Annotated in this window: 28 protein-coding genes; 11 read left to right on the top strand and 17 right to left on the bottom strand. The window is 62.7% G+C overall.

The window, feature by feature from the left end; genetic code table 11:
* Positions 1–177: 177 nt before the first annotated feature.
* The 5 genes from B0G82_RS25340 to B0G82_RS25320 all read left to right on the top strand — a co-directional run bounded on the left by B0G82_RS25340 (position 178) and on the right by B0G82_RS25320 (position 4,769).
* Positions 178–1,137: an MBL fold metallo-hydrolase gene (locus tag B0G82_RS25340; RefSeq protein ID WP_116146383.1), complete on the top strand. Its 960-nt coding sequence runs from the start codon at positions 178–180 to the stop codon at positions 1,135–1,137.
* A 54-nt stretch (positions 1,138–1,191) separates the two neighbouring features.
* Positions 1,192–2,901 (top strand): FAD-dependent oxidoreductase, encoded by a 1,710-nt coding sequence (locus B0G82_RS25335; protein WP_121309434.1) that lies wholly within the window; start codon positions 1,192–1,194, stop codon positions 2,899–2,901.
* A 53-nt stretch (positions 2,902–2,954) separates the two neighbouring features.
* Entirely contained in the window at positions 2,955–3,191 is a 237-nt protein-coding gene (locus B0G82_RS25330; RefSeq protein WP_121309433.1) for a DUF2783 domain-containing protein, read from the top strand.
* Between the two features lie 312 nt (positions 3,192–3,503).
* Positions 3,504–3,980: a hypothetical protein gene (locus tag B0G82_RS25325; protein ID WP_121309432.1), complete on the top strand. Its 477-nt coding sequence runs from the start codon at positions 3,504–3,506 to the stop codon at positions 3,978–3,980.
* A gap of 87 nt (positions 3,981–4,067) precedes the next feature.
* Positions 4,068–4,769: a 4'-phosphopantetheinyl transferase superfamily protein gene (locus tag B0G82_RS25320; protein WP_116146377.1), complete on the top strand. Its 702-nt coding sequence runs from the start codon at positions 4,068–4,070 to the stop codon at positions 4,767–4,769.
* Between the two features lie 14 nt (positions 4,770–4,783).
* On the opposite strand, the gene B0G82_RS25315 is transcribed toward B0G82_RS25320, so the two are convergent.
* From B0G82_RS25315 to B0G82_RS25305, 3 genes are all read right to left on the bottom strand, one after another.
* The gene (locus B0G82_RS25315; protein WP_121309431.1) at positions 4,784–5,620 is read right to left on the bottom strand and encodes a hypothetical protein; all 837 of its coding nucleotides are present in this window, start codon (positions 5,618–5,620) and stop codon (positions 4,784–4,786) included.
* 12 nt (positions 5,621–5,632) lie between these two features.
* Positions 5,633–6,112 carry a hypothetical protein gene (locus B0G82_RS25310; protein ID WP_116122927.1) on the bottom strand — a complete coding sequence of 160 codons (480 nt, stop codon included), beginning with the start codon at positions 6,110–6,112 and terminating at the stop codon, positions 5,633–5,635.
* Positions 6,113–6,252: 140 nt separating this feature from the next.
* Positions 6,253–6,864 (bottom strand): nitroreductase, encoded by a 612-nt coding sequence (locus B0G82_RS25305; protein WP_241975006.1) that lies wholly within the window; start codon positions 6,862–6,864, stop codon positions 6,253–6,255.
* Positions 6,865–7,189: 325 nt separating this feature from the next.
* Between B0G82_RS25305 and B0G82_RS25300 the strand changes: the two genes are divergently transcribed.
* Complete coding sequence (locus B0G82_RS25300; protein WP_121309429.1) at positions 7,190–8,425, top strand: YbfB/YjiJ family MFS transporter; 1,236 nt, start codon at positions 7,190–7,192, stop codon at positions 8,423–8,425.
* Positions 8,426–8,459: 34 nt separating this feature from the next.
* Here B0G82_RS25300 and B0G82_RS25295 read toward each other — a convergent pair whose 3' ends face one another.
* The 3 genes from B0G82_RS25295 to B0G82_RS25285 all read right to left on the bottom strand — a co-directional run bounded on the left by B0G82_RS25295 (position 8,460) and on the right by B0G82_RS25285 (position 11,192).
* The gene (locus tag B0G82_RS25295; RefSeq protein WP_106278848.1) at positions 8,460–8,942 is read right to left on the bottom strand and encodes an Lrp/AsnC family transcriptional regulator; all 483 of its coding nucleotides are present in this window, start codon (positions 8,940–8,942) and stop codon (positions 8,460–8,462) included.
* A gap of 382 nt (positions 8,943–9,324) precedes the next feature.
* Complete coding sequence (locus tag B0G82_RS25290) at positions 9,325–9,696, bottom strand: hypothetical protein (protein ID WP_121309428.1); 372 nt, start codon at positions 9,694–9,696, stop codon at positions 9,325–9,327.
* Between the two features lie 440 nt (positions 9,697–10,136).
* Entirely contained in the window at positions 10,137–11,192 is a 1,056-nt protein-coding gene (locus B0G82_RS25285) for a LacI family DNA-binding transcriptional regulator (RefSeq protein WP_121309427.1), read from the bottom strand.
* 202 nt (positions 11,193–11,394) lie between these two features.
* Here B0G82_RS25285 and B0G82_RS25280 point away from each other — a divergent pair, with 202 nt between their 5' ends.
* The 5 genes from B0G82_RS25280 (at position 11,395) to B0G82_RS25260 (ending at position 17,680) form a co-directional block, all read left to right on the top strand.
* The gene (locus B0G82_RS25280) at positions 11,395–12,420 is read left to right on the top strand and encodes a TRAP transporter substrate-binding protein (protein WP_121309426.1); all 1,026 of its coding nucleotides are present in this window, start codon (positions 11,395–11,397) and stop codon (positions 12,418–12,420) included.
* Positions 12,421–12,482: 62 nt separating this feature from the next.
* Positions 12,483–14,369, top strand: a complete 1,887-nt coding sequence (locus B0G82_RS25275; RefSeq protein WP_116146367.1) for a TRAP transporter large permease subunit — start codon at positions 12,483–12,485, stop codon at positions 14,367–14,369.
* Between the two features lie 103 nt (positions 14,370–14,472).
* Positions 14,473–15,012: a VOC family protein gene (locus B0G82_RS25270; RefSeq protein ID WP_116146365.1), complete on the top strand. Its 540-nt coding sequence runs from the start codon at positions 14,473–14,475 to the stop codon at positions 15,010–15,012.
* Positions 15,009–16,307, top strand: coding sequence for a ribulose-bisphosphate carboxylase large subunit family protein (locus tag B0G82_RS25265; protein ID WP_121309425.1), 1,299 nt, complete (start codon positions 15,009–15,011; stop codon positions 16,305–16,307). Before B0G82_RS25270 ends, B0G82_RS25265 begins: the two co-directional genes overlap by 4 nt.
* A gap of 26 nt (positions 16,308–16,333) precedes the next feature.
* Positions 16,334–17,680, top strand: a complete 1,347-nt coding sequence (locus B0G82_RS25260; RefSeq protein WP_121310834.1) for a four-carbon acid sugar kinase family protein — start codon at positions 16,334–16,336, stop codon at positions 17,678–17,680.
* Here the strand turns inward: B0G82_RS25260 and B0G82_RS25255 are convergent.
* The 11 genes from B0G82_RS25255 to B0G82_RS25205 form a co-directional block, all read right to left on the bottom strand.
* Entirely contained in the window at positions 17,677–18,477 is an 801-nt protein-coding gene (locus B0G82_RS25255) for an SDR family oxidoreductase (RefSeq protein WP_121309424.1), read from the bottom strand. The two genes, B0G82_RS25260 and B0G82_RS25255, sit on opposite strands and share 4 nt — an antisense overlap.
* 149 nt (positions 18,478–18,626) lie before the next feature.
* The gene (locus B0G82_RS25250) at positions 18,627–18,782 is read right to left on the bottom strand and encodes a DUF3309 family protein (RefSeq protein WP_012429014.1); all 156 of its coding nucleotides are present in this window, start codon (positions 18,780–18,782) and stop codon (positions 18,627–18,629) included.
* A 166-nt stretch (positions 18,783–18,948) separates the two neighbouring features.
* Positions 18,949–20,163 carry a YbfB/YjiJ family MFS transporter gene (locus B0G82_RS25245; protein ID WP_121309423.1) on the bottom strand — a complete coding sequence of 405 codons (1,215 nt, stop codon included), beginning with the start codon at positions 20,161–20,163 and terminating at the stop codon, positions 18,949–18,951.
* A gap of 89 nt (positions 20,164–20,252) precedes the next feature.
* The gene (locus B0G82_RS25240; protein WP_121309422.1) at positions 20,253–20,867 is read right to left on the bottom strand and encodes a TetR/AcrR family transcriptional regulator; all 615 of its coding nucleotides are present in this window, start codon (positions 20,865–20,867) and stop codon (positions 20,253–20,255) included.
* A gap of 119 nt (positions 20,868–20,986) precedes the next feature.
* On the bottom strand, positions 20,987–22,624 hold the full coding sequence (locus B0G82_RS25235; protein ID WP_121309421.1) for an MFS transporter: 1,638 nt from the start codon (positions 22,622–22,624) through the stop codon (positions 20,987–20,989).
* Positions 22,625–22,631: 7 nt separating this feature from the next.
* Positions 22,632–22,919 carry a DUF3303 domain-containing protein gene (locus B0G82_RS25230; RefSeq protein WP_121309420.1) on the bottom strand — a complete coding sequence of 96 codons (288 nt, stop codon included), beginning with the start codon at positions 22,917–22,919 and terminating at the stop codon, positions 22,632–22,634.
* Positions 22,920–23,329: 410 nt separating this feature from the next.
* Entirely contained in the window at positions 23,330–23,539 is a 210-nt protein-coding gene (locus B0G82_RS25225; RefSeq protein WP_116122936.1) for a hypothetical protein, read from the bottom strand.
* A 183-nt stretch (positions 23,540–23,722) separates the two neighbouring features.
* On the bottom strand, positions 23,723–24,007 hold the full coding sequence (locus B0G82_RS25220) for a hypothetical protein (RefSeq protein WP_121309419.1): 285 nt from the start codon (positions 24,005–24,007) through the stop codon (positions 23,723–23,725).
* An 88-nt stretch (positions 24,008–24,095) separates the two neighbouring features.
* Positions 24,096–24,374 carry a hypothetical protein gene (locus B0G82_RS25215; protein WP_012425894.1) on the bottom strand — a complete coding sequence of 93 codons (279 nt, stop codon included), beginning with the start codon at positions 24,372–24,374 and terminating at the stop codon, positions 24,096–24,098.
* 376 nt (positions 24,375–24,750) lie between these two features.
* Positions 24,751–24,957, bottom strand: a complete 207-nt coding sequence (locus B0G82_RS25210) for a hypothetical protein (protein ID WP_116146352.1) — start codon at positions 24,955–24,957, stop codon at positions 24,751–24,753.
* Positions 24,958–25,274: 317 nt separating this feature from the next.
* Entirely contained in the window at positions 25,275–25,484 is a 210-nt protein-coding gene (locus B0G82_RS25205; protein WP_121309418.1) for a hypothetical protein, read from the bottom strand.
* Positions 25,485–25,638 lie beyond the last annotated feature (154 nt).

Raw genomic sequence — 25,638 nt, 5'->3', positions numbered from 1 at the left:
ATACATTTCGCTATTGACAAATAAACAGGCGCCGCCCTAAGATGCATTCACCCCGACATACCGGCGCAGTTATAGAGTCAAGAAACGGGGCGAGACAATCCTGCAATACCGTCAGCCCGCGCGGCCTTCGCGCAGCCGGCCGTCTCGCCTCACGTCCAATTTTTGAGGGAGACAAGCATGGCAAAGGCATTCGCATCCCAGGCCGACCTGGAAGTCAAGAAAGTCACGTGGACCAAGCTATCCGAGAACGCCTACGCGTACACCGCCGAGGGCGATCCGAACTCGGGCGTGATCATCGGCGACGACGGTGTGCTGATCGTCGATACCACCGCCACGCCGGCCATGGCGCAAGACCTCATCGCGAAGATTCGCAGTGTCACGGATAAGCCGATCAAATATGTCGTGCTGTCGCATTACCACGCGGTGCGCGTGCTCGGTGCATCGGCGTATTTCGAGGAAGGCGCGCAGGAGGTGATCGCGAGCCGCGGCACGTACGAGATGATCGTCGAGCGCGGCGAAGCGGACATGAAGTCGGAAATTGAACGCTTCCCGCGTCTGTTCGCCGGTGTCGAAACGGTGCCGGGCCTGACGTGGCCCACGCTCGTGTTCGAAAAGGAAATCACGCTGTTCCTCGGCAAGCTCGAAGTGCGCATCGCGCATCTCGGCGCGGGTCATACGAAGGGCGATACGGTAGTGTGGCTGCCGTCGCAGAAGGTGCTGTTCTCCGGCGATCTGGTCGAATACGACGCGGCCTGCTATTGCGGCGACGCGCAGCTCGAACAATGGCCGGCCACGCTCGAGGCATTGCGCGCGCTGAAGGCCGACAAACTCGTGCCGGGCCGCGGCCCCGCGCTGACCACGCCGGAAGATGTCGAAAAAGGTCTGGACTACACGAAAGATTTCGTCACCACGCTGCTGCAACAAGGCCGTGAAGCCGTCGAACAGAAGCTCGATCTGAAGGCCGCGATGGAACACACGCGCAAGGCCATGGACCCGAAGTTCGGTCACGTTTTCATCTACGAGCACTGTCTGCCGTTCGACGTGTCGCGCGCTTTCGATGAAGCAAGCGGTATCACGCATCCGCGCATCTGGACCGCGCAGCGCGACAAGGAAATGTGGGACGCACTGCAAGCCTGATAAGAACAGACGCACAGCAAGACGAGGCAAAGCGGAGAAGGACGGAGACACAAGATGAGCATCAACTACCAGACGCTGTCGTTCGAATACCGGCCGTGCCGTGAGCAGAGCGCACAGGGCGGCGCGAACCAGGCGGCCTATCCGGTGATCGTGGTCGGCGCGGGCCCGGTGGGTCTCGCCACCGCGATCGATCTCGCGCAGCAGGGCGTGCCGGTCGTGCTGGTCGACGACGATTGTTCGTTGTCCACGGGATCGCGTGCGATCTGCTTTTCGAAGCGTTCGCTCGATATTTTCGATCGCCTGGGGTGTGGTCAGCGGATGGTGGACAAGGGCGTCAGCTGGAATGTCGGCAAGGTGTTCCTGAAAGACGAGTTGGTGTACACGTTCAATCTGCAACCGGAAGCGGGCCACAACCGGCCCGCGTTCATCAACCTGCAGCAATACTACGTTGAAGGTTTCCTGCTCGAACGCGCGCAGGAGATGCCGAACCTCGAGATCCGCTGGAAAAGCAAAGTGGTCGGCGTGCGGCAAGATGGTGCGCCCGGCACGCGCGACGCCGGCGTGACGCTGACAGTCGACACGCCCGATGGCGAGTACGCATTGCGCGGCCGCTACGTGGTCGCCGCCGACGGCTCGCGCAGCCCGATCCGCAATTTGATGGGACTCGACAGCAAAGGTGTGACGTTCAAAGATCGTTTCCTGATCGCCGACGTCAAGATGGAAGCAGAATTTCCGACTGAACGCTGGTTCTGGTTCGATCCGCCGTTTCATCCGAATCAATCGGTGCTGCTGCATCGTCAGCCGGATAACGTGTGGCGAATCGATTTCCAGTTAGGCTGGGACGCCGATCCGGTGCTGGAAAAAACACCGGAGCGCGTCATCCCGCGCGTGCGCGCGTTGCTCGGGCCTGACGCGAAGTTCGAGCTGGAATGGGTCAGCGTGTACACGTTTTCGTGTTTGCGCATGGAGCGCTTCCGGCACGGCAACGTGCTGTTCGCCGGCGACTCAGCGCATGGCGTGTCACCGTTCGGCGCGCGGGGTGCAAATAGCGGCGTGCAGGACGCGGAAAACCTCGCATGGAAACTGGCGATGGTGCTCGAAGGCAAAGCCGCGGACGCCTTGCTCGACACCTATGCAAGCGAACGCGAATACGCCGCTGATGAAAACATCCGCAACTCCACGCGCTCCACCGATTTCATTACGCCGAAGACTCCTGTCAGCCGCGTGTTCCGCGATGCGGTGCTGAAGCTCTCGCGGCGTCATCCGTTTGCGCGGCAGTTGGCCAATAGCGGCCGGTTGTCCGTGCCGGCGGTGTTGCGTGATTCTCCGCTGAATACAGCGGACTGTGACGAGTTTGAAGGGGCGACGGTGCCGGGGGCGTCGTGCGTCGATGCACCGGTGCAAGTCGCGGCACAACCGGCATGGCTGCTGCAGCAACTCGGCCAGCAATTCACCGGCGTGCTGTTCTGCGGCGAACAAGGAATCGATCAGTCGATTCAGGCCGCGTTGGACACGTTGCGTGCGGGACCGATTTTGTTGAAGCTCGTCGTGGTGACGTGTGGCGATCCGCAGACCGTTGCGTCTACGGGCGCGCAACTCGTACACGATACCGAAGGGCTGGCTCACTCACGCTACGACGCAAAGCCCGGCACGTTCTATCTGATCCGTCCGGACCAGCATGTTTGCGCGCGTTGGCGGCAACTCGATGCGGGTGATGTCGGGAATGCGTTGAAACGCGCGTTGTGCGTCGAAGGTACTGCTTGAATGAGCGGCGAAGTCCGCTCGCGGCATCAGCGAAAAAATGGCTGGAGACAAACATGACACTCAACACGCAACCGAATCTCGCCCGCCCCGATGATTTCTACGAGGCATTGATCGATATGCATCGCGATCTGGACGATGCGCAGAGCCAGTCGGCCAATGCTCAGTTAATCCTGCTGCTCGCCAACCATATCGGCGATCACGCCACGCTGCTCGAAGCGCTACGGCATGCCCGCGAGGGCGCAACCGACATGCCGGCCCGAAATGGTGAAACGCAGCCGCGGGCCGCTTAAGCAACTCGCGCGACCAAAAAATTATCTTCGCGTAAGGCAGATGTCGGGAGACGTCGATAGTAACGATTTGTTGCACGCGTTTCCTCTAAAACTCGCGGTTGATAACCCGTGACTTCTCTCACTTTTTTCTTTCCGACTATCGGATTCTTCTTAGCAAAGCGGCTGGTGCTCTGCCTCATACTAGCTGGCTTGTTGAGCTAGGATGCATAGGGTGTGACGTTCCGGTGGGCCACATTGTTTCGTGCCGGCGCACCATGTCCTCGTGCGTTGCCGGCGGGAAATTTCCCGCGTTCGGCTGGAAAGAGACACGAGATGAAATTGTTTTTGATAAGCGACCTTGTCGTTCAGGAGTTGGCGTCGATGAAAGTCGACGGAAAATGGCTTTCTCCAGCGCTGTTTGCCGAATCGGCGTTGCTCTGGATCAACCATTACGCGCCCGGTCTGGACGTGCCTGAAGCCTTTTTTTCCGAAGTCGAGTGCGAAGTGCTGCAGATAGCCACGCAACTCGCGGTCAAAGAATTGGCGGCAGTCGAAGATTCGCCGTTATCGCAGTTATTCGGCGACTATCCAACGGTAAATTACGCGCATCCTTTGAGCGCGAAAGCGTTGGCCGCGACGCTTGCAGCATGCCGCGAAAAAATCTCGAGTGGTTCTGAGACGGCATCGTCGAATGATGCATTCTGGTCGCGACAGTTCGCGAGCTGTGTGAGGAACGCGCCGCAGCGTCTTGGGTGTCACCCCACCCTTTGTCAGTTGATGGGCCATGTCAGCGATACGTCGAAGACATGAAGCGTCGCTGAAGATCGAAGGCTTCGGACGTTATATCGGGTAGAGTCGCGGCTATGCGTCCGCGATTGCACCCATCACGTCCGAACCATGCATTCCATCGACCCTGTTCCTCTGCCTCACGACGGCCCGCCCGACATTGCATTGTGGCGGATCGACATCGACTTCACTGCGTCGCTCGACGCACCTGCCTTCGCCTCCCTCAGCGACGACGAACGCACCCGCGCTCATCACTTTCGCCGCCATGAAGACGCGTTGCGCTTCGCCAGCGTGCGCGCCGTGCTGCGTGAAGAGCTCGCGCGGCGGCTCGACATCGCGGCGCACGCCGTGCGTTTTGCGCTCGACGCCAATCACCGCCCTCATCTCGCGGATTCGGACCGCTTCGATTTCAATGTATCGCATGCGGGCGCGCACGGGCTGATCGCGATGTCGCCGGTTCGGCGCGTCGGCGTGGATATCGAGCAGCGCAGCGACAAATTCGATTGGCGTTCGATCGCGGCCTTGACGCTCGACGAGGAAGAGGCCGCGTGGATCGCACGTCTCGACGCGGGACAGCAGAGCGCTGCGTTTTACGACGCGTGGGTCGCCAAGGAAGCGCTCGTTAAAACGACGGGCGTGGGCCTAACGCGCGGGTTGCAGCATCTGAGAGTGCTGCCGCGTGAAAGCGCCTGCGTGACGCTGCGCGAACAGATTCCCGCGGATATGCGCGGTGTCGCCGCACACTGGCTCGCCCCACCGGCCGCCTACGCAGCGTGCGTGGCGTGGTCGGTGACCACATTGCGGCAAGCGTAAAGAAACTGAGCGCCCTAATCGTTGGCCTGCCCGAACGCCAAAGCCTTCGGCCAGCCGAACGTATGCACGTGGGTGAGCGGCTGCGTGGCCGGCTGCGCAAGCGCGACCGCCGCGCGAATCTTGCCGGCCATCGGGATATCGAGCACATGCCAACGGCCATGTTCTGCGAGATTGAACGCACCGGTTGCGGTGTGGCTGAACAGCAGTTCGATATCGATGTCGACGGGCGCGTAACGCAAAGCATTGCACAGACTGCCGTAGCGAGCGCGCCGCCGCGAGGCTTCCGGCGTTTCGTCGGGCGCCGCGCCGGGCGAGGGCACGACGACGCTCAATCCCAGCGTCGCCGATGCAACGCCGATCACGATCCAGATGCCGCCGTACGCGATATCGATCGTGATACTGCGGCCGTCGCGAGGATGACGCGCCTGCAACTTCTCGTTGCCGTCGTCTCGCAGATCCACTGCGTTCGGCTCGCAGTCGAACAGATTCCCGACGATCCAGCGCACCACCACGCGCGCGCTGATAAAGCGTTTGCGCAACGCGGCGTTCGGATGCAGCCGCGCGCGCTCGCGTTCGCTCTTCGACAACCAGGTATCGCCTTCCTGCACCGGCACCGGCAGCCATTCGCAGCGGAATCGCCAAAGATGCAGTTCGCCTGCGCGTGGCGCGGCGACGTTGTACGGATAGCTGCGCGTCAGCGGATGGCACAGGAAGGCTGCGGCGGGAGGTGCGACGCTGGCGGGCTGCACGGCAGATTCGCCGGCGCTGCGTTCAACTGCGACTTCGCGCGACTCGCGGCTGCCGCGCTCAGGCGAAGTCGCCGGGCAAGCCTGGTCCAGTTCCAATGACATAGGCCTGCTTCCTCAATGCATGTAGGTGACGCGCCGTGCTTGCACGTCGAGTTCGACGCCGGCGTCGAGCAGGTCGATGGCGAACCAGCGAATCAGCTTCAGGACGCCACTCACCGCGGGCGCGGGAAGCCATTCGTTCAGCAGGCGCAAGGCTGCGCCGCTATGCGTTTTTTGCAGCAACGCGATGGTTTGCAGAATCACGGCTTCGTCCTTGCCGAGGTCGCTTGCGCAACGGCAGCGCATATCGAGCGGACGATACGACACGTGCATCAGCGAACGCATCAGCAGATCGAAGTGTTCGATGCCGTCCTGCCGCAGACCGACGCCGCTGAGAACGTCGCGCCAGTGCACGCCGCCGCGCGCCGTTTCGCAAGCGGGCCGCAGCCATGTGCGCACGGCGCTCAGGACGGTGCGGTCGGGCGCGTTGGCGGTGTCGGTCGGATGATCGTCGATCAGTTCCGGACGGCTGCTGTGCTGAGAGCGAAAGTTCATCGATGCTCCTGGATGGACACGGTCCAATGAATCGCGCTGCCCGGACGGGACGGGTGCCGCGTCGCAGGCCAGCGCTTGTCGCGTGCGACGAATGGGCGATGACGCAGAGCCTGCGTCGGGTGCTTATGCGTTGGTCGCGGTTACCGCGGAGGTTGCGCCGGCTGCCATTCGCGCACGTGCGCGCTGCGCGCCGCACGCACCGGTGCTTGCCCCAGTGTTTTCGGTGTACCGACAAAGAGGAAGCCGAGCAGCCGCTCGTTCGCAGCGAAACCCAGCGCGTCGTGCAGGCGTGCTTCGTAACTGTCCGGTCCGGTGGACCAGAAGCCGCCGTAGCCGAGCGCGTGGATCGCGTTGAGCATGTTCATTGCCGCCGCGCCGGCAGCCAGCAGCTGCTCGATCTCGGGCACCTTGGGATGCGCCGAGATCGCCGCGCCGAGCGCGATCACCAGCGGCGCCGCGAATGCTTTCTGCCGGCGATGCGCATGCGCCGAACGCGGCTCGTCCGGTGAGCGGGCGTTGGCGAGGTCGACCAGTACGTCGCCGAGTGAGCCGCGCGCATCGCCGCGAATCGTCACGAAGCGCCAGGGACGCAGATTGCCGTGATCGGGTGCGCGCAAGGCGGCGTCGAAAATCAGGTCGAGTTCGGCGTCCGCCGGGCCGGGCTCGGTCAGCGGCCATTGCGATTGACGCGATAGCAGAACGTCGAGCGCCGCCGAAGCATGCGGGCCGGCGCCAGTGGCAGGCTTGGCCATCGCTGGGCGCGGGCTTTCGGTTTCGGGGCGGCTGATGTCTAGCGTCGTCATGATTTCGGGTTCGGCGGATGGTATGGGCTGAATAATGAGCTAATTTACACGTAAATGCAAATCATTCGCATTTAGAAAATGACTTCTTGGTTGGGTTTAGCGTCTGTCCGACGCTCCGCGCCAAACGCGGGCGCTATCCGAGCCACACGCGGCAAGCCATTCACGCAACTAACGGTCAACCGCGCCCGGCGTCCGCGGATATGATGACGAAGTGCCGAATTCAGCCCTTCTGGCAAAAGCGGCTCGTAGCCTCCTTGCCCACTTTCGCTCGCCCATGCCGATAAAAACACTCGACGCCGCATCGACTTCTGAGGCGACCGAAGCAGCGCAACGACTCCCCACGCTGATGCTCGCCGCGTCTCTATCGCTGGGCAGCGCGATCGCGCTCGGCCTCGCCCGCTTCGCGTACGCGCTGCTGTTGCCGTCGATGAAACTCGACCTCGGCTGGAGTTTCGCGCAAGCCGGCGCGATGAATACGGCCAACGCGTTGGGCTATCTGCTCGGCGCGCTGGCTTTCCCGCGCCTTGCGCGCCGCTGGTCGGCTGGGGCATTGTTCGGCGGCGGTTGCGTGGCGACGGCGCTGCTGATGGCAGGCAGCGGTCTGCTTGCCGACACGAACGCGCTGCTCACCTTGCGCGTGATCACCGGCGTGAGCAGCGCGGCGATCTTCATCAGCGGCGGCGTGTTGGCGGCGCGGCTTGCATCGGCGAGACCGCACGATGCGGGGCTCGTCCTCGGCTTGTATTACGGCGGCACGGGGTGGGGCATTGTGGCGTCGTCGCTGCTGGTGCCGCTGACTATCTTCAACGTGCCGCACGGCTGGCAGTTCGCGTGGTTCGCGCTAGCGCTCGCGTGTGCGGCGCTCGCGGCGGCGGCCGTCGGCGCGGCGAGAAAAGTCGAACGCGTGCACGCGATGGCGTCGTCGGCCACGCAATCACACGCTGCCGCCGATGCACCCCGCTGGCCGCGATTCAGTCTGGCGCTGGCGGGCTACACGCTGTTTGGCGTCGGTTATATCGGCTACATGACGTTTATCGTCGCACTGCTGCGCAATGCGGGCATGAGCGCAATTGTTGTCACGTGCTTCTATCTGTTGCTCGGCGTGGCGACCGTGATCTCGGCGCGAGTGTGGTCGGGATTGCTGGATCGCATGCGCGGCGGCCAGGCGCTCGCGGTGCTGAACGCTTTGCTCGCGATCGCGACGCTGCTGCCTGCGCTGTTTACGCAGCCGTGGGTGGCGTTCGTGTCAGGTGTGTTGTTCGGCGCGACGTTTCTTTCCGCCGTAGCGTCGACCACGGCTTTCGTGCGCCACAATCTGCCCGCGAGTCATTGGGCCAAGGGCATCAGCGCATTCACGATTGTGTTTGCGTTCGGGCAGATTGTCGGGCCGATGGTGATCGGCTGGGTCTCGGACGGCGCGGGTCTCGCACGCGGGCTGGTCTATTCCGCGCTGCTGCTCGCGGCGGGCGCGGTGCTGGCGGCGTGTCAGAAAGCATTGCGCCGAATATGAGTCCACGCATTCAGGCCCGCGCGCTGCACGCTTTTCACACCTGCACGGACGGGATGCTCTTCATGCAACGCAAGGCGAACATCGAGCGGCTATGACGGATGCCGGCGATCTTGTAGAGCTTCTCACGCAGAAAACGCTCGTAGCCCGCCGTGCCGTCGACCGCAACCTTCACCAGATAATCGTAATCGCCCGATACGAGATACGCCTCCAGCACTTCGGTTAGCGTCGCCAGTTCGGCGCCGAAGCGGGCGAGGGCGTCGTCGTCGTGACGGTCGAGCGTGACTTCGAGCAGGACGATGTCCGCGAAGCCGAGCTTCTGCTGATCGAGCAGCGCGACGTAGCCGCGGATATACCCCTCGGTTTCCAGTTGACGCGTGCGATTCCAGCATGCGGTGGTCGACATGCCGACCAGTTCCGCCAATTCGGCATTGCTCAGACGCGCGTTTTTTTGCAACTCGCGCATGATCTTGCGATCCTGGTTGTCGAGCGGGCGATTTCGGATGGTCGTGGCCGTCACTGGAAGTTTATCCCTGAAAATTGCATTCTAAAGGAAGATCGTCCCGACATCGTGCGGGAAGCCTGTTGCTTTAAGAAGCCTATCCAGCCGGCGTCCCGGTATATTTTCAGGGTGCATTCATGCCCGGGACAACCGTCCGGGCCACGGGCCTCGCGCCCGCAGCCTCGCGCGGCCACAAGCTGCCGTCCGGTGTCTCGCCGTCTTTCACAGGAAGGACGGCACGCGGGCGAATTGCGGCGTCATCAGCGCCGCAAGACGCGCTCGCCGGGCGTGGATGCATGTTCCCGACCGATGCTTGTCAACAAGACCGTCCGCGCGACAACCGACCCCCGCCCCGCATCGATTGAGGCAGTGCATTGGCAAGCGACGCGCGGCCGCTCGATCAACCTCGTTTGGTCGGCGCTTTGGCCGCACTCTGTACAGCGACACTGCGATAGACGTCGCGGCAAAATTGCATGCCGCCTTGTTGCGTGCCGTTGACACCCGCCGCGATGCGTACCGTTCCCTCCACATGCTGAGGCCCCGGCGGATTCACGATAGCGGCGTCGATCGCGAACAGATCAGAAGGCGAAGCGCGCATGATGCCAATGCCCTTGATCGTCACGTTAAGGCAAGGGTCCGGGAGTTGCGCAGCGTGCCCGGCCGCGACGTCGAACTGGATGTTCAACGTCCAGAAACCCTCGTGAATATCCTGATGAATAATGACGGCCTTCACCACGTCCTGGTGTGACAGCGTGTACTCATTGCTTGCCATCGGTCCCTCCTTGCTCGTACGCCTGCTGAGCGCACGTGTGCAGAAATGGCAATTTGCGCGGACTAGGAAAGGTTAGTTTTACGCGCCATCGCTTGCGGTACAAGCGGAAAGATGCGCGCGTCCATACGTCGACAAAACGAGCATCGCACAGACGCGAAAGGCGACGCCCGGACGCTGGCATCGCCTTTCGCGCCGTAGCCGGAAGGGCTGCGGCGCGGTAGAACGGAACCTCCGATCAACCGCGCTTGCGAGTATGTAGCAACGATTAATGGAAGATGAGGTACAGGATGACCAGTACGATCAACGGGACGCCAAGCAGCCAGCCGAGAAGGTAAGGCATGATGTGATCTCCTTTCGTATCGAGGTTGGAATACGAAGTTGATTGAGCATCCCGCGTGCCTGACGTGGTGGTCTGAGCCGTCGGCATGGCCACGGCAACGTCAAGGCAGATTCTCCCGCAGAACAATGCTGAATTGCACTGGCTTAACGTCGCTCATCGCGTCACGCTTCTCGCGCACGTTGCGGAATATGCGCAGACAATTTCCCACCATGGCTTGTGGCGTTTGCGTGATCAACGCATCCATGGTGCCGTCGATCAACAACGCTCGCGTGTCAGGCGTCAAGCCATGGCCGACAAACAGAATCTTCTGCTCTGAGCGCGCTTCGACGATCGCGCGCGCCACGCCATCCGATCCGCCGCCACTGTTGTAAATGCCGGCAAGGTCGGGATGCTGCTCCAACAGCTTGCGCGTTTGCATATAGTTTCGTTCGCTATCGTCGTGTCCCTCGCGCAATCCGATCACGCGCACTTGTGGAAACGTCGATTCGATCAAATGCAGAAAACCGATCTCGCGCTCTTCATGGCCACGATAGTTGAGACTGCCCGCGAGCATCGCGATCTTTCCGTTCGGCCGCGGGCCCATGAAGCGCCCGAGCAGCAACGCCGCCGTGCGTCCCGCCGAACGATTGTCGATGCCCACATAAGCCAGTCGCCGCGCATTCGATAAATCAGAAATCAGCGTGATGGCCGGCACGCCCTGATCCGCTAATGCATTCACGGCGTCGCGCACTACGGGATGTTCGAGCGCCATGAACACCACCCCATCCGCACGCTGTCCGTAGTGCAACAGACGGTCGGCCAATTCCTTCGGGTTGAAACTCTCGACGTAGTGCACGCGGCATTTCATGTCCAGCGCGTTCCACTGATCGTGTGCGAAGTCGATGTAGTCGCCGAGCATGTGCAAGTAGCGATTGGTGCCGGCAGGCAGCAGGAACGCGATGCGCATCGGCTTCGAGGCGGGCACGACGGGCGCCTCGGGCGTGAGCAGATAGCCGAGTTGGGCGGCCGCTTGTAGCACGCGTTGCGCCGTCACGGCGCGCACGCCTTCACGGCCATTGAGCACGCGATCCACCGTGGCGGTCGACACACCGGCGGCCCGCGCAATGTCGGGAATGCGGGCACGCGCGGCGGCGGTGAGGAGAAGCGTATCGGACATGGCAGTCCTTCCTTCGCAGAACGGAAGTCCATCAAAAAACATCAGGTTCGCGGTTTGACAGCGCTAGCCGCGCACGCCTAGTCTTGCAGCTATCACACGACGACGCGGCACCGGTGACTATAAATCAGCGCGCAGCGAGCGGACGATGATGGTTTTTGATGGATTCAACAGTCACATCAATTATAAGCAAGGAGACGCTCAAATGACCAACCTCGCGAGACGCACCCTGCTGCGTGCGGCAGCCGCCGTGCCGGTAGCCAGCGCGCTGGGCTTTCCGGCGATCGTGCGCGCGGCGTCCGGCCCGGAGTTCGTGTTCAAGTACGGCAACAACCTGCCGCTCACGCATCCGCTGAACGTGCGCTCGCAGGAAGCGGCCAATCAGATCAAAGAGGCGTCGAAAGGGCGCATGGAGATCCGGATATTCCCTAACAACCAGTTAGGCGGCGACACCGACATGCTCGCGCAGGTGCGCAGCGGCGGCATCGAGATGTTCACGCCGTCGGCGCTGGTGGTATCGACGCTCGCGCCGTCGGTCGCGATCAACGCGGTGGGCTTTGCGTTCAGCGACTACAACCAGGTGTGGGGCGCGATGGACGGCAAGCTCGGCGCTTACGTGCGCGCCGCGATGCAGAAGGCCGGCCTCGAATCGTTCGAAAAGATGTGGGACAACGGCTTTCGTCAAACCACAACGAGCAACGGTCCCATTACGAGCGCGCAGAACATGCGCGGTCTGAAGATTCGCGTGCCGGTGAGTCCGCTCAGCATCGATATGTTCAAGGGACTTGGCGCTTCGCCGACCAGCCTGCAATTCAGCGAAGTTTATTCGTCGCTGCAAACGCATATCGTCGACGCGCAGGAAAATCCTCTGCCGATCGTGCAGGTCGCGAAACTCTACGAAGTGCAGAAGTACTGCTCGCTCACCAATCACATGTGGGACGGCTACTGGTTCGTGCTGAATCCGCGCGCGTGGCAGCGCTTGCCGAAGGATCTGCAAGGCATTGCCAGCGATGCGTTCAACCAGTCGGCGTTGAAGCAGCGCGAAGACGTGCGCAAGCTGAACGACGCGGCGGTCGCGGATCTGCAAAGCAAGGGTCTGTCGATCAATCGTCCCACGCCGGACACGTTCCGCGCGGCGCTGCGTCAGGCGGGTTTTTACGCCGAATGGAAGAGCAAGTTTGGCAATCAGGCGTGGGACCTGCTCGAACAATCGGTTGGCAAGCTGGCCTGATCGTGCTGCATGCGGGTGAGCCTGAGACGAAGCGCGGCGAGCCGCCGCGAGGAGGCAGCAGCATGTCGAATCACGCATTGAATCCGGCGGACGCGGGCGTGCCATTGCACGCGGCGAGCACGTCGCGGCGCTGGCTGAGGAGTTTCGATCGCGGTCTGATCGCGCTCGTCGAAGTCTGCGCGGCGGCGCTGCTTGCGATGGAAATCGTCGTGATGTTGGCGGGCGTGGTGTGCCGCTATGTGCTGCATCAGCCGCTAGTCTGGTCGGATGAACTGGCCGGCATTCTGTTCCTGTGGCTCGCCATGCTCGGCGCCGTGCTCGCGTTGCGGCGCGGCGAACATATGCGGATGACGGCGTTGGTCAGCCGCCTGTCGCCGCAGCGGCGCGCGTTCGTCGATACGCTGGCGATCGCGGCATCGATCGGCTTGCTTGCGCTGTTGATCGCACCAGCGTACGACTATGCGTCCGGCGAGGCGGCAATCGTGACGCCCGCTCTGCAGATCAGCAACGCGTGGCGCGCGCTCGCCTTGCCGGTCGGTGCGGCGCTCATGCTGCTGGTCGGCCTGATTCGTCTTGCTCAGGTGAGCCGCATGCGCGACGTCCTGATCGTGCTCGCGATCGCCGCTGTATTGGCCGCGGTTGCCGTGTTTGCCGGCCCGTGGTTTCAGACGCTCGGCAAAACCAATCTGGTGATCTTTTTCGTCGGCGTGGTGGGGATCGGGATTTTTTCGGGCGTGCCCATCGGGTTTTCGTTTGCGCTCGCTACGTTCGGTTATCTCGGTCTCTCGACCTTTACGCCGCTCGAAGTCGTGGTCGGCCGCATGGACGAAGGCATGTCGCATCTCGTGCTGCTCGCGGTGCCGCTCTTCGTCTTTCTCGGCTTGCTGATCGAAATGACCGGCATGGCGCGCGCGATGATCGAGTTTCTCGCGAGCCTTGTGGGTCATGTGCATGGCGGGCTGTCGTTCGTATTGATCGGCGCGATGTATCTGGTGTCGGGCATCTCCGGTTCGAAAGTCGCGGACATGGCGGCCATCGCGCCGGTGTTGTTTCCGGAGATGAAAAAACGCGGCGCTTCCGAAGGCGATCTGGTCGCGCTGCTCGCCACGACCGGCGCACAAAGCGAAACCATTCCACCGAGCATCGTGCTGATCACGATCGGCTCGGTGACGGGGTTGTCCATCTCCGCGCTCTTCACTGCGGGCATGCTGCCGGGCGCGGTGCTCGCGCTGATTCTGTGCGTGGTGGTGTGGTGGCGTTATCGCAAGGAAGATCTGAGCGGCGCGCAGCGTTTCAGCAAGCGGCAGATCGGGCGACTGTTCGTCGTGTCGCTGCCGGCGCTGGCGTTGCCGTTCCTGATTCGCATGGCCGTGGTTGAAGGCGTGGCAACGGCGACAGAGGTCTCCACCATCGGCATCGCTTACTCGATGCTGATCGGTCTGCTGGTGTATCGCCGTTTCGAATGGCGGCGGCTCGGCCGCATGCTGGTGGATGCGGCGACGTTGTCGGGCGCGATTCTTTTTATCATCGGCTGCGCCACGGCGATGGCCTGGGCGCTCACGCAATCCGGCTTTTCGCAGGACCTCGCGCAGTTCATGGGCTCGATGCCCGGCGGCGCTTACGGTTTTCTCGCCGTGTCGATCGTCGTGTTCGTGATGCTCGGCAGCGTGCTCGAAGGAATTCCCGCCATTGTGCTGTTCGGGCCGCTGCTGTTTCCCATCGCGCGGCTCGCGGGCGTGCATGAAGTGCATTACGCGATCGTCGTGATTCTTTCGATGGGCGTGGGCCTCTTCTCACCGCCGTTCGGGGTCGGCTACTACTCGGCGTGCGCGATCAGCAAGGTCAATCCTGATGCGGGCATTCGTCCGATTGTCGGCTATATGGGCGCATTGCTCGTCGGCCTGATTCTGGTCGCGGCGATTCCCTGGATTTCGATCGGGTTTCTTTAAGCAGATATCTCAAGTTCATTAGCAGGTTCGACCTTCGGGTGCTGCGTCATCGCCGCGCCGGGGCGTCGCTCGTCTTTCAACCCCGCAGCATCGGGAGAGTTTCATGAGTCGTTTCTTTGGCGAAATCCGGCAGGCAGGATACGTGGTGCGGGATATCGAAGCCGCGATGGACTACTGGAGCCGCGTGCTCGGCGTGGGTCCGTGGTTCTACAACGAACGCGTGCCGATCGAGAACTACACCTACCGTGGGCAATCGTACGAGGTGCATAACTCGGTGGCGTTGGCGAACTCGGGGCCGCTGCAGGTGGAACTGATTCAGACACGCAACGACGCGCCGTCCATGTACCGCGACTTTCTCGCGGCGGGCCATACCGGCCTGCAGCACAACGCGTACTGGACCACTTCATTCGACGCGGATCTCGCGCGACTGCGGGAGCAGGGTTTCAAAGTCGCCATGAGCGGCGAAGTGGGGCGCAACGGACGCTTCGTGTACTTCGATACGGAAAATCATCCGGGCACCGTGATCGAGTTGTCCGAGATCGCCGGGCCGAAAGGCAAGCTCTTCGACATGATCTACGCGGCGTCGCGCGATTGGGACGGCCGCGAGCCGGTGCGCCGTTTCCCCGATCTGGGCACGCTATGAACGAGACGCTGCAACAGCAAGCGGTCGATAACGACACGCTCGAGGCCGACTACCTGATCGAGACGCCGCTTGATCCCGCACGCGTCGCCGACGTCATGGCCGGCGAGCAATCAAGCGGCACCTTCGTGCGCGTCGCCAACGAATCCGATGCGCTGCGCGCACGCAGCCGCGCGAGCGTGTTGCGCGTCGAAGAACTCGAAGCAGCGGCGCGGCCCAGCTTGCCGAACGCCTGGCTCGAGCGTCAAGGCACGCCAGGGCCGTGGCGGCGCGCGCGCATTACGCTGTCGTTTCCCCTCGCCAATATCGATGCGAACCTGCCCACGCTGGCCGCGACCGTCGCCGGCAATCTGTACGATCTCGGCGAAGTGACCGGCATGCGGCTGTTGTCGTTGCGCTTGCCGGCTTCGTACCGCAAGCGTTTCGAATTGCCGCGTCATGGCGTGGCCGGCACGCGCGCGCTGACGGAGGTGAAGGACAGGCCGATGATCGGCACGATCATCAAGCCGAACGTCGGCCTGAGCGCGGCGGAAACGGCGGCGCTGGTGCGGGATCTGTGCGAAGCAGGCGTCGATTTCATCAAGGATGACGAAGTATGCGCGAACCCCGCGCATGCGCCGCTGGCGGAACGCGTGCGCGCGGTGATGTCCGAAGTGCGCCGCTACCGTGAGCGCAGCGGCCGCCCCGTAATGGTCGCGTTCAATATCACCGACGACCTCGACGCCATGAGCCGTCACGCGGAACTGGTCGAGCGCGAAGGCGGCAGTTGCGTGATGGCGAGCATCAACTGGTGCGGCTTTTCCGCGATCCAGACACTGCGCCGCGCGACGCCGCTCGTGCTGCACGCGCACCGTAACGGCTACGGCATGATGTCGCGCGATCCGGCGCTGGGCATGTCGTTTCAAGCGTATCAGACGCTCTGGCGTTTGAGCGGCGTCGATCATATGCATGTGCACGGTCTCGCCGGCAAATTCGCGCAGAGCGACGCCGAAGTAATCGAGTCGGCGCGCGACTGCGCGACGCCGCTTGCCCCGGGTTGCGACGATACGGTGCTGCCCGCGTTTTCGTCTGGGCAATGGGCCGGCACCGTGCAAGCGACCTTCGACGCGGTGCGCTCCACCGATCTGCTGTTCATGTCGGGCGGCGGTATTCTCGCGCATCCGGATGGCCCGGCAGCAGGCGTCACGAGTGTGCGCCAGGCATGGGCGGCGATGCAGGCCGGCACACCGCTGCCGGTGTACGCCGAGCACATGCCGGAACTGCGGCGCGCGCTGGCGTTTTTCGGCAGCCGCACGTGAACGCTTCGGGCGAGACGGACCAAAAGATGAGCGACGAAGCAAACAGCAGCGGTCCGGCTTACGCTTTCTACGGCGACGACTTCACCGGCGCAACCGACACGCTGGCGCATCTCGCCCGCGCCGGTTTGCGCACCATGCTGTTCTTCGCACCACCGGATGCCGCGCGTCTTTCGATGCTCGGCCGTCTCGACGCGATTGGCGTTGCCGGCGCCGCGCGGGCCATGGCGCCCGCGGTGCAGCGACAGGAACTCGAACGCGTCGGCGCCGCCTTCGCCGCGCTCGGCGTACGGGTGATGCACTACAAAGTGTGCTCGACGTTCGATAGCGCGCCGGAAACCGGCAGCATCGGCGTGGCGATTCGTACGTTGCGCGAGTACTGCGCGAACGAACTCGTCGTGGTGGTCGGCGGTCAGCCGAATTTGCGGCGCTATTGCGTGTTCGGTGAACTGTTTGCGGCAGCCGGCGCGGACAATAGCGCGCAGTCGATCTATCGCATCGATCGTCATCCGACCATGAGCCGCCATCCGGTCACGCCCATGAATGAAGCGGATTTGCGCGTGCATCTTGTGCGGCAAGGTGTGAAGAATGTGCAATCGATCGACTGGCGCTGCTACGCGCGCGGTGCCGCCGAATTGCAGGAAGAAGTGCAGCGCCGGCTCGATTCGAAACCCGACGCCGTGCTGTTCGACGTACTCGACGATTCGCATCTGCAAGCTGTTGGCCGCGTGATCGTGCGTCATGCCGCCGTGACGGCGCCATTGCTCGCGGTCGGTGCGAGCAGCGTTGCGCAGGCTTATGTGTTGGCGCGTGAAACTCCCGCCGAGCCCGGCGTTTTACAGACCCGAACCACGCCGCCATTGGCGCGCGCGCACGGCCCCGTGTTCGTGCTTGCAGGCAGCCTCTCGCCATTGACCGAAATACAGATCGCTGCCGCGCAATCCTATCTGCGTGTGGAACTGGACCCGCTGAAAATGACCGGCGACGCAGCCTCGGACTATCTGGTGGAACGCGTGGCGGCGATAGCCGGCCCCTTGCGCGACGGACGCAATGTGCTCGCTTTCACGACACGCCGCGCGCCGAGCGAAGCCGGCGCGTTGCCGCAACTCGCGCACGCCTGTGCGTCACTGCTGCAACAGGTGCTCGGTGCCGTGCGCTTGCAACGCATCGGCATTGCGGGCGGCGACACGTCGAGTTTTGCCGTGCACGCACTCGGCGCTTGGGGATTGTCGTATCTCGCGCCGTTATCGGCGGGCGTTACCGTGTGCCGTCTCCATGCCGATCAAGCGGAACTCGACGGTATGGAAATCATGCTTAAGGGCGGCCAAATGGGCCACGCGGATCTGTTCGAGCAACTGCTCGACGGCAACGGCTAACCGTTGTCGGTGAAACCGGGATAGAGCGTCATGCCGCCGTCGACGAACAACGTCGTGCCGACCACGTAGTCGCTTTCATCCGATGCGAGCCAGACGGCCGCCTTGCCGATGTCGTCCGCTTCGCCCACACGCCCGTAGGGAATCAACTTCAATAGTTTCTGCAGCGCGGTTTCGGTGTCCCATGCGTCCTTGTTGATCGGCGTGCGGATCGCGCCCGGCGCAATGGAATTGACGCGAATGCGTTCGGGCGCGACCTCCTGCGCGAGCGATTTCATGAACATCTGAATGCCGCCTTTGGACGCCGCGTAATTGACGTGCCCCGCCCACGGAATGACTTCGTGAACCGAGCTCATGCAGATGATCTTGCCGAGCGCTTTGGACGTTGTCGTCGGGCCGCGTCGCCGAAACTCTTTCACGGCCGCTTGTGCCGTCAGGAACTGGCCGGTGAGATTGGTCGCCAGCACCTGCTGCCAGTCGTCCAGCGTCATATCGGCAAATGCATTGTCTTTCTGCACGCCCGAATTCGCGACCACGATATCCACGCTGCCGAAACGCGCGCGGCATGCTGCGAACATCTTCTCGACCTGCGTGGAGTTGGCGACGTCGGCCTGCACCGCGAGAGTGGCGCCGCCGGCTTTCTCGATCTCGGCGCAAAGTTGCTCCGCCCCTTCGGCATGTGAGTGATAGTTCACGACGACGGCCGCGCCCGCATCCGCGAGCGCTTTGGCGACGCCTGAACCAATGCCCGAACTGGCGCCCGTGACCAGAGCGACCTGATTCGCGAGTAACTTTTCCATTGCTGCTCCCAGGGTGACAAGATAAGGATGTGCATCGACCGTCGACATAGCAAGGCCGCCGGATATCCGTGCAGCGAACTGCTCGGATATCCGGCGGCCGGCCCGCTTTCAAGCAGTGCGGGTACTACGCGACGCCATGGCAATTAAGGCTATATGACGCCGACGACCAGCAACACGATCACCACGATCACGACGAGTCCGAGACCGCCGGTGGGACCGTAACCCCACGCGCGGCTATGCGGCCACGTGGGGAGCGCACCGATGAGGAGAAGAATCAGCACGACTAGAAGAATAGTTCCCAACATATGAATGACCTCCGCCTGGTTGATTGGATCTGCCTTCACGACAGCCGCGCAAGCCCCGCATGGCGAGTGTTCTTGCGAAAGGCAGTATCGGTGTAACTGCTGAGCAAACCGCATGCCCAAGGCGAAAAGCCGAGCCGGAAGCGGCGTGGAACCGTCACGCCGCCGTTTAGCGGGCGGTGCTGTTACGCGACGCAATCAAATCCCCGACGAAGGCGAGAGCGAGCGCAGCCGCGCCGCAAGTGAAGATCAACGCGTAGTCGTTATGCGTATGCGAGAAGAGATACGAATACCCATAGCCGCCGAGCGCCTGGAACAGCGCGAAGGCTGTCGTCGCGCGACTCCATGCGGCTCGCTGTTCGGTGTGATCGTGTGGCACGAGTTCGTGAATGCGGCCGAGCACGAGCGGCACGATGCCCGGTGTGAAGATGCCGAGAATCACGGTCGATGCAGCCAGCACCAACGTGCTGCCCGAGAACGCGAGCATGGCGACGGCGGCCGCTTGCAGAATCAATCCGACGCGATAGGCCTTGCCGAAGCCGATGCGATCGGCCACGTTGCCGCAGATCACCGGGCCGGCGATTGCAGCGAGGCCGTACAGCACCCAGTAGTCCGCGCCGATAGCGGCGCCGCGTCCCAGGCCACGAGCGATATAGTCGACGAGCAGCACCATCGCCGGGACGAGGCCGAGTGCGTTTGCCGCGTATTGCGCATACAGCACGCGAAGCGTCAAGCCGTGAGGGCGCGCTGCGTGATGCGCACCGGAAGGCGCGACCGGCGCGGGCGGATTCGTCGAAGGCCAGCCGCACCAGCTCACCGCCGTCAACACCAGCGCCACGACACCGAGACCGATCCACGTAGTTTGCAAGCCATAGTGCAGCAGTTTTGGAATCAAGGTGCCGGATGCCGCAATGCCGAGACCGAGTCCAAGAAAGATCATGCCGCTCACGAAGCCACGCCGTGGCACGGGAATGTGCGGAAGAATCGACGTCGCCACCAGCACCATGATTGCGCCGCCGGAAATGCCCGACAACAAGCGCCACGCGAAAAACCAGCTCACCGAAAGCGGATACGCGCAGGCGAAGAAGGCGGCGGTCACGACCGCCATCAGCAGGCGCAACGCGCTGCGGTTCGACAGTACGGATGCGAGCGGACGGCCGATCAACGCGCCGACCAGATAGCCGGCGAAGTTCGCCGCGCCGAGCGTTACCGCTTGCGACGAGGTGAACCAATGCGCCTGGATCAGCGAGGGAATCAACGGCGTGTACGCGAAGCGCGCGAGGCCAATGGCGACCAGACTGCCGCACAGACCCGCGAGCGTTGCGAAGAGCGCGCGGGCATCGAGTGAGACCGGACTAGCTGACGTTATCGGAGCAGCGGACATGACGGTTCCTTTACCGGTGCGCGCGCTGGTGGCGGCGCTGCCGGATGTCGGTGGGAAAGCGAAGGGGTGCGCCTTGTCAGGCGCGTGACTCAGGCGTTGAAGCCGGTCGGCGGTAGAGCAGGCAAACCAAGCAGCAGCAACACGGGTGCAATCGCGCCGACAAGCAGCGTTTGTTGCGGATTGACCCGCGCGAGAACGCGAACGCCGATTAGCGTGGCAAGCAGGTGAGTGGCGGCGTCATCGGCGGAAACGGCTGTGGTGATTTCACCGCTCTCGCTGGCAGCAATCATGCGGCGGTAGAAAAACGCGCGCATTTCCGAGAATTCCGTGGCGACGATCGCGCGGAATGCTTCGTCCTCCGATGTGGTTTCCAGCGCCGAGTTCACCAGCATGCAGCCACGTTGCGCGGGATCGGCGAGCGATCGTTCAAGGATCTCGTGGAAGAACATCGTGATGCCTAGAGCCGGCGATACGGTCTGCTCTAAACGCCTGATCCGTTCGCGCAACGTGTGCTCCAGATAATGCTCGAGCGCGCGCAGATACAGCGTGCGCTTGTCGCCGAACGCGTTGTAGAGACTCGGCTGCGTCAGACCGGTGGATTTAACCAGGTCGCGCGTGGAGGTCGCGTCATAGCCCTTCGTCCAGAAGGCGGCGCTGGCGGCTTCCAGCACCTCTTGTTCGTCGAATTGGCGGGGTCTTGCCATGATGAATATCCTTCCGGCGTCACTGAGGACTGGTTCTGTATCGGTCGATATAAAAAGCGATTATATATCGACTGATACAGAACGCAAGAAGAAGATTCGAGGGTGTACCGGCAGCGCGCTCAAAGTACGCTGCGGTGCGGAGGAATGGCGTCGGCGGATGGTTGCCCATCCGGCGCGAGTTCGGTTTCCGGATAGCTGATGCGCACGGGCGGCACGAACCAGGCGAGGCACAGACCGGTCAACGCGGCGGCGCCGGCCACCAGAATGCCGATGTGAATGGACTGCACCAGCGCCTCGCGCGCGGAGCGCATCATGGCGTCGCCCGACTGGCCGGCACTCACCAGACGATTGATCAGCGCGGCCTGTTCCGCGCGATCCACCAGCAACTCGGGACTGGCGAAGGACTTGAACCACTGCGTCGCCTGGTAGGAATCGAGCGAGCGATGCACCCCACGCGAATAGAGGTGGCCGAGCAACGCGCCCGTCATCACCGTGCCGAGCATGCCGCCGAATGTCCGCAGCGACTGAAGCAGCGCGGTGGCCGCGCCGACATGGTCCCGTCCGACGATCTGCTGTGAGCAGACGGTCAGGCTGGTCGCCACCAGACCGAGGCCGAGCCCGCTGATGCCCATGCACGAGGCCCACACCAGATGCGGTTCCGTGCCGCGCAAGACGACCACGCTCAGACAGGCGAGCGCGGACAGCGCAAAGCCGACATACATGATCCCGTTCGCGCGGCGGACTCGTGTGACGATACGATTGTTGAGCACGCTGCCCACGGTTGTGCCGAGCAGCAATGGTGTGATCAGCATGCCCGAGTCATGCGCGGACATCGCGTAGCCGCCCTGGAACAGCAGCGGCACATAGAACACCAGCGAAAAGAGCGCGAAGCCGCCGAGCACCGACATCGCGAACAACGCGGAGAGCTTGCGGTCCATCAGCATATCGACCGGCACGATCGGATAGCCGATGCGCCGCTCCCATAGCCAGAGAATCAGTCCACAAGTCACGGCTACGACGGTCAGCACGATGGTAGTCGTATCGACGCCGCGCCTTGGAAACAGTTCGATCAGCACTTGCAGTGAGCCGAACGTAACCGCGAGCACGAACGCGCCGAGCCAGTCGAGCCGCACGGGACCTTTGCGCCGCAGGTGAAGCAGCGGTGGCAGAAAGCGCTGCACGAACAGCAGCGAGACGAGCCCGACCGGCACGTTGACGAAAAACACCAGCCGCCAGCCGCCATACTGCGTCAACATTCCGCCGAGCGTCGGCCCGACCATGTTGGACACGCCGAAGGCGGACGTGACGAACACGAGCCACCGCAGCCGCAGTTTCGGATTCGGGAACAGATCGGCGACGGTGGCGAACACCGTGCCGATCAGAATGCCGCCGCCAATCCCTTGCAGTCCGCGCGAAACCACCAGCAACAACATGCTGCTGGCAAGGCCGCACAACACAGAGGCGCCGGTGAACAACAGGATCGCCGCGATCAGGAACCGCTTGCGGCCAAACAGATCGCCTAGCCGCCCGAAGATGGGAATCGTGATCACGGAGGCCAGCATGTACGATGTCGCGACCCACGCGTACAGGTCGAAGCCCTTCAGATCGGCGACGATGCGCGGCAGCGCGGTGCCGACGATGGTTTGATCCAGCGCCACCAGCATCGCGACGAAAGCGATGCCGAGCATCGCAAGCAGCGATTCGCGGAACGGCAGCAGTTGCCCGCTCGGAGGCGGCGCGGTGAACCCGGTGCTCATGGCGTGCTTACTTGTTGCCCGCGGCCATATGCTTGCCGAGCGCGGCGCCCAGGTCTTCGTCGGTCAGGGCCGGGGAGATGTCCATCGTCAGCAGGTCGCCCCATCCGAGCGCCAGCGCCGCGATCGCACGGGTGTCGTCGGCCTCCACGATTGCAACACCGCGCAAGCCGCCTATAGCATGCCAGCGTCCCAGCAATTTGACGCCGTCCGGCACCTGGCCGCCGGTCTTCATGAAACGTTCTATAACGGAACTCTCTGCGGTCGGCAGACCGTTCCATAGGACGATAAATTTCATTGCGTTCCTCCAATCCGGGAATGGCGATGCCGGCTCGTGGCGCGCTGCCATCGTCGCTTGTGGTTACGGCGCGTCGCGGATGCGGTGCGTCGTGTTCAGTTCTGCGCCAGCAAGCTGTCCGGATAGAGCGTGCTATTGGCGGACAGCGAAAAAAATCCACGTGGCGTCCTAAGCATCATAGGTGAGCGTAGAGCGGGCGGCGTCGCCGCGTGCGGACATTCGCCAGGCTAATTGCACAAGCCAACTTTCATGGCGAAAAAGCGGAGAGCGCTGCCGCCAGAGGGGAATATTTCGTAGGTCGTTTGCGTTAACGGGTTGCGGCGCTGCGCTTCTGCCGACAACAAAAGCAAACGGCACGCGTGTGTAACGCGTGCCGTTGCCGTGACTGTGCGACGCCGAAGCGGGGCGCGCTATGTTTTGCGCTGCATGGCCGCCTTGGCAATCGTCTGATGCGCAGCGGGGAAGCCTGGCGGATATTCGACCACGCGTGCCGAAGCCGGCACCAGTGGCACGGCCGCGTTCAGCCGCGCACCGATACGCGCGCCGCCGACGATGGCCGTCATTGCCTGACGATCGAGTTCGACGCTGTCGGTGAGGTCCCTGATGATCAGCCTGGCCATGATGGCTCCGGAAATGAAATCGGGCGGTGGGCCGGTGCAATGCGCCGGCCGCCGCCCGGATGTGTCGTGAAATGTGCTGCGGTCTCCCCGCACAAACAGTATAGGAAATCTCGCTGCGACTCGCCGGCCGGCGATGATCTGCCGGCATGGTTGAGGCCCCCCGGCCCTCGCGACGCCAAGCGGTCAGACGTTGGCGTAGTTAGCGCCCCACAGCGACGGGCTGACGTTCAGGTGCAGCGGCACGAAGCCCGCGCCGATCACGCCGACGTTGTTGAGTGCGGCGACGTTGACATACTGCATCTGGTTGAGGTTCTGGTTGATCGAGACGTTGACGTTGGCAATGCCGCCGAGGCCGGCGGCCGAGGGCAGGCCGGGCATGCTGCTGCCGGTGCCGCCGGCCACCGCCGACATGGCGCGGCGGTCGAGCTCGCGGGTGCCGGACAGATCGCGAATCATGAGGGATGACATGGTGCTTCTCCAAAGGTGCGCGGAAGACGGGGGTAATCGTCGGCGGACGAAGCGCGCCGGCGAGCCGGGCGCCCCGTGTCGCGACGTATTACACGTGGATGTTGTTGCTGGTCGTGACGTACGGGTTGACCGTCGAGCTGATGCCGGTGGCGAACGCGACGTTGTTGCCGTTGGCGTTCTGCAGGTTCAGCTGGTTGTTGATCAGCTGGGTGGCGTCGACCTTCTTGCTGTCGTTCGGAGCAAAGACGGGGCTGAAGTTGAAGTACGACGAGGACGGATAGTAGCCGGTGCCGCCGCGCACGGCGCTCATGGCGCGGCTGTCGAGTTGTTCGGTGATGGACAGGTCTTTGATCATCAGTGCGTTCATGGTGAGTCTCCAGAGGGTAAAGGTCAGGGTGCTGTGATCGGGTGCGAGCAACTTGTCTGCTCGGGTGTCACTCATGCACAGGCTGTGCCAGTTTTATTCAAGGTTCCTAAGAAAGTTCGGGAAGGCTCGCGGCGTAAGGGTTTCGCGTCGAGATGCTGCCACGGCGCCAGTCGATGGTCACACGTGAGCCGCGAACGAGTGACGGCGCACACCCGACAGACCACCGCATGCTGTTGGAGATCGCGCGACACGGGCCGCGGCGACGGTATTCGACCTGACCAGAGCGTTGAAATCAGAATCCCATCAATGAACAGGCCCCCTCCAACGGCAAAGATGTGAAGGGGGCCCGTTTCTAATTGCGGACACTTCGCGCGTCCTATAAGTAAGGCCCTTTGATACGTCCTTCGAAGATGGCGGTGTTGATTCCAAAGTCGTCGACCTGGCCGAGAGGGCCATGATCGACGGTGACAATGACGGAACGGCCGCCGCGCACAGCCTTCATCTGCGCGGCAGTGAGTGTCGTTTCGTCGTCTGGACGATCCGCGGAACGTGGCAGATCCTTGATGATGACGATGGATTTCATGGCAATACTCCTGAGGGTGGATGAGTGAGCACGGTGTGGTGCTCGACCGTGGTTCTGCAAGGGGCATGCCAATTTCTATGAGCAATAAACGAGGAACAGAATGCGGGGCGGCGACGCAAGGCCAGCAGGCAATAGACGATTTGCGTTCTTCGAATATGGCGTTAAGTGAGCTTGAGATTCGGAGAAACTGTTCGGCGAGTTCCCACCAATCGAGGGTGGGATGTCGGCTTATGGCGCTCCGCCGACAACAAAAGCAAACGGCACGCGTGTGTAACGCGTGCCGTTGCTGTGACTGTGCAACGCCGAAGCGGGGCGCGCTATGTTTTGCGCTGCATGGCCGCTTTGGCAATCGTCTGATGCGCGGCGGCGAAGCCCGGCGGATATTCGACCACGCGTGCCGAGGCCGGCACCAGTGGCACGGCCGCGTTCAGCCGCGCGCCGATACGCGCGCCGCCGACGATGGCCGTCATTGCCTGACGATCGAGTTCGACGCTGTTGGTGAGGTCCTTGATGATCAGCCTGGCCATGATGGCTCCGGAAATGAAATCGGGCGGTGGGCCGGTGCAATGCGCCGGCCGCCGCCCGGATGTGTCGTGAAATGTGCTGCGGTCTCCCCGCACAATCAGTATAGGAAATCTCGCTGCGACTCGCCGGCCGGCGATGATCTGCCGGCACGGTTGA

This window comes from Paraburkholderia sp. BL17N1 (genome assembly GCF_003634175.1).
Lineage (GTDB): Bacteria > Pseudomonadota > Gammaproteobacteria > Burkholderiales > Burkholderiaceae > Paraburkholderia.
Note: the sequence above shows the minus strand (reverse complement) of the source record. Positions and strands in the feature narration are given on the sequence as shown.

Bases quoted from the DNA above. Each gene is read 5' to 3' on its own strand.
- B0G82_RS25340 (WP_116146383.1), top strand. From the start codon at position 178: ATGGCAAAGGCATTCGCATCCCAGGCCGACCTGGAAGTCAAGAAAGTC.
- B0G82_RS25335 (WP_121309434.1), top strand. From the start codon at position 1,192: ATGAGCATCAACTACCAGACGCTGTCGTTCGAATACCGGCCGTGCCGT.
- B0G82_RS25330 (WP_121309433.1), top strand. From the start codon at position 2,955: ATGACACTCAACACGCAACCGAATCTCGCCCGCCCCGATGATTTCTAC.
- B0G82_RS25325 (WP_121309432.1), top strand. From the start codon at position 3,504: ATGAAATTGTTTTTGATAAGCGACCTTGTCGTTCAGGAGTTGGCGTCG.
- B0G82_RS25320 (WP_116146377.1), top strand. From the start codon at position 4,068: ATGCATTCCATCGACCCTGTTCCTCTGCCTCACGACGGCCCGCCCGAC.
- B0G82_RS25315 (WP_121309431.1), bottom strand. From the start codon at position 5,620: ATGTCATTGGAACTGGACCAGGCTTGCCCGGCGACTTCGCCTGAGCGC.
- B0G82_RS25310 (WP_116122927.1), bottom strand. From the start codon at position 6,112: ATGAACTTTCGCTCTCAGCACAGCAGCCGTCCGGAACTGATCGACGAT.
- B0G82_RS25305 (WP_241975006.1), bottom strand. From the start codon at position 6,864: ATGGCCAAGCCTGCCACTGGCGCCGGCCCGCATGCTTCGGCGGCGCTC.
- B0G82_RS25300 (WP_121309429.1), top strand. From the start codon at position 7,190: ATGCCGATAAAAACACTCGACGCCGCATCGACTTCTGAGGCGACCGAA.
- B0G82_RS25290 (WP_121309428.1), bottom strand. From the start codon at position 9,696: ATGGCAAGCAATGAGTACACGCTGTCACACCAGGACGTGGTGAAGGCC.
- B0G82_RS25285 (WP_121309427.1), bottom strand. From the start codon at position 11,192: ATGTCCGATACGCTTCTCCTCACCGCCGCCGCGCGTGCCCGCATTCCC.
- B0G82_RS25280 (WP_121309426.1), top strand. From the start codon at position 11,395: ATGACCAACCTCGCGAGACGCACCCTGCTGCGTGCGGCAGCCGCCGTG.
- B0G82_RS25275 (WP_116146367.1), top strand. From the start codon at position 12,483: ATGTCGAATCACGCATTGAATCCGGCGGACGCGGGCGTGCCATTGCAC.
- B0G82_RS25270 (WP_116146365.1), top strand. From the start codon at position 14,473: ATGAGTCGTTTCTTTGGCGAAATCCGGCAGGCAGGATACGTGGTGCGG.
- B0G82_RS25265 (WP_121309425.1), top strand. From the start codon at position 15,009: ATGAACGAGACGCTGCAACAGCAAGCGGTCGATAACGACACGCTCGAG.
- B0G82_RS25260 (WP_121310834.1), top strand. From the start codon at position 16,334: ATGAGCGACGAAGCAAACAGCAGCGGTCCGGCTTACGCTTTCTACGGC.
- B0G82_RS25255 (WP_121309424.1), bottom strand. From the start codon at position 18,477: ATGGAAAAGTTACTCGCGAATCAGGTCGCTCTGGTCACGGGCGCCAGT.
- B0G82_RS25250 (WP_012429014.1), bottom strand. From the start codon at position 18,782: ATGTTGGGAACTATTCTTCTAGTCGTGCTGATTCTTCTCCTCATCGGT.
- B0G82_RS25245 (WP_121309423.1), bottom strand. From the start codon at position 20,163: ATGTCCGCTGCTCCGATAACGTCAGCTAGTCCGGTCTCACTCGATGCC.
- B0G82_RS25240 (WP_121309422.1), bottom strand. From the start codon at position 20,867: ATGGCAAGACCCCGCCAATTCGACGAACAAGAGGTGCTGGAAGCCGCC.
- B0G82_RS25235 (WP_121309421.1), bottom strand. From the start codon at position 22,624: ATGAGCACCGGGTTCACCGCGCCGCCTCCGAGCGGGCAACTGCTGCCG.
- B0G82_RS25230 (WP_121309420.1), bottom strand. From the start codon at position 22,919: ATGAAATTTATCGTCCTATGGAACGGTCTGCCGACCGCAGAGAGTTCC.
- B0G82_RS25225 (WP_116122936.1), bottom strand. From the start codon at position 23,539: ATGGCCAGGCTGATCATCAGGGACCTCACCGACAGCGTCGAACTCGAT.
- B0G82_RS25220 (WP_121309419.1), bottom strand. From the start codon at position 24,007: ATGTCATCCCTCATGATTCGCGATCTGTCCGGCACCCGCGAGCTCGAC.
- B0G82_RS25215 (WP_012425894.1), bottom strand. From the start codon at position 24,374: ATGAACGCACTGATGATCAAAGACCTGTCCATCACCGAACAACTCGAC.
- B0G82_RS25210 (WP_116146352.1), bottom strand. From the start codon at position 24,957: ATGAAATCCATCGTCATCATCAAGGATCTGCCACGTTCCGCGGATCGT.
- B0G82_RS25205 (WP_121309418.1), bottom strand. From the start codon at position 25,484: ATGGCCAGGCTGATCATCAAGGACCTCACCAACAGCGTCGAACTCGAT.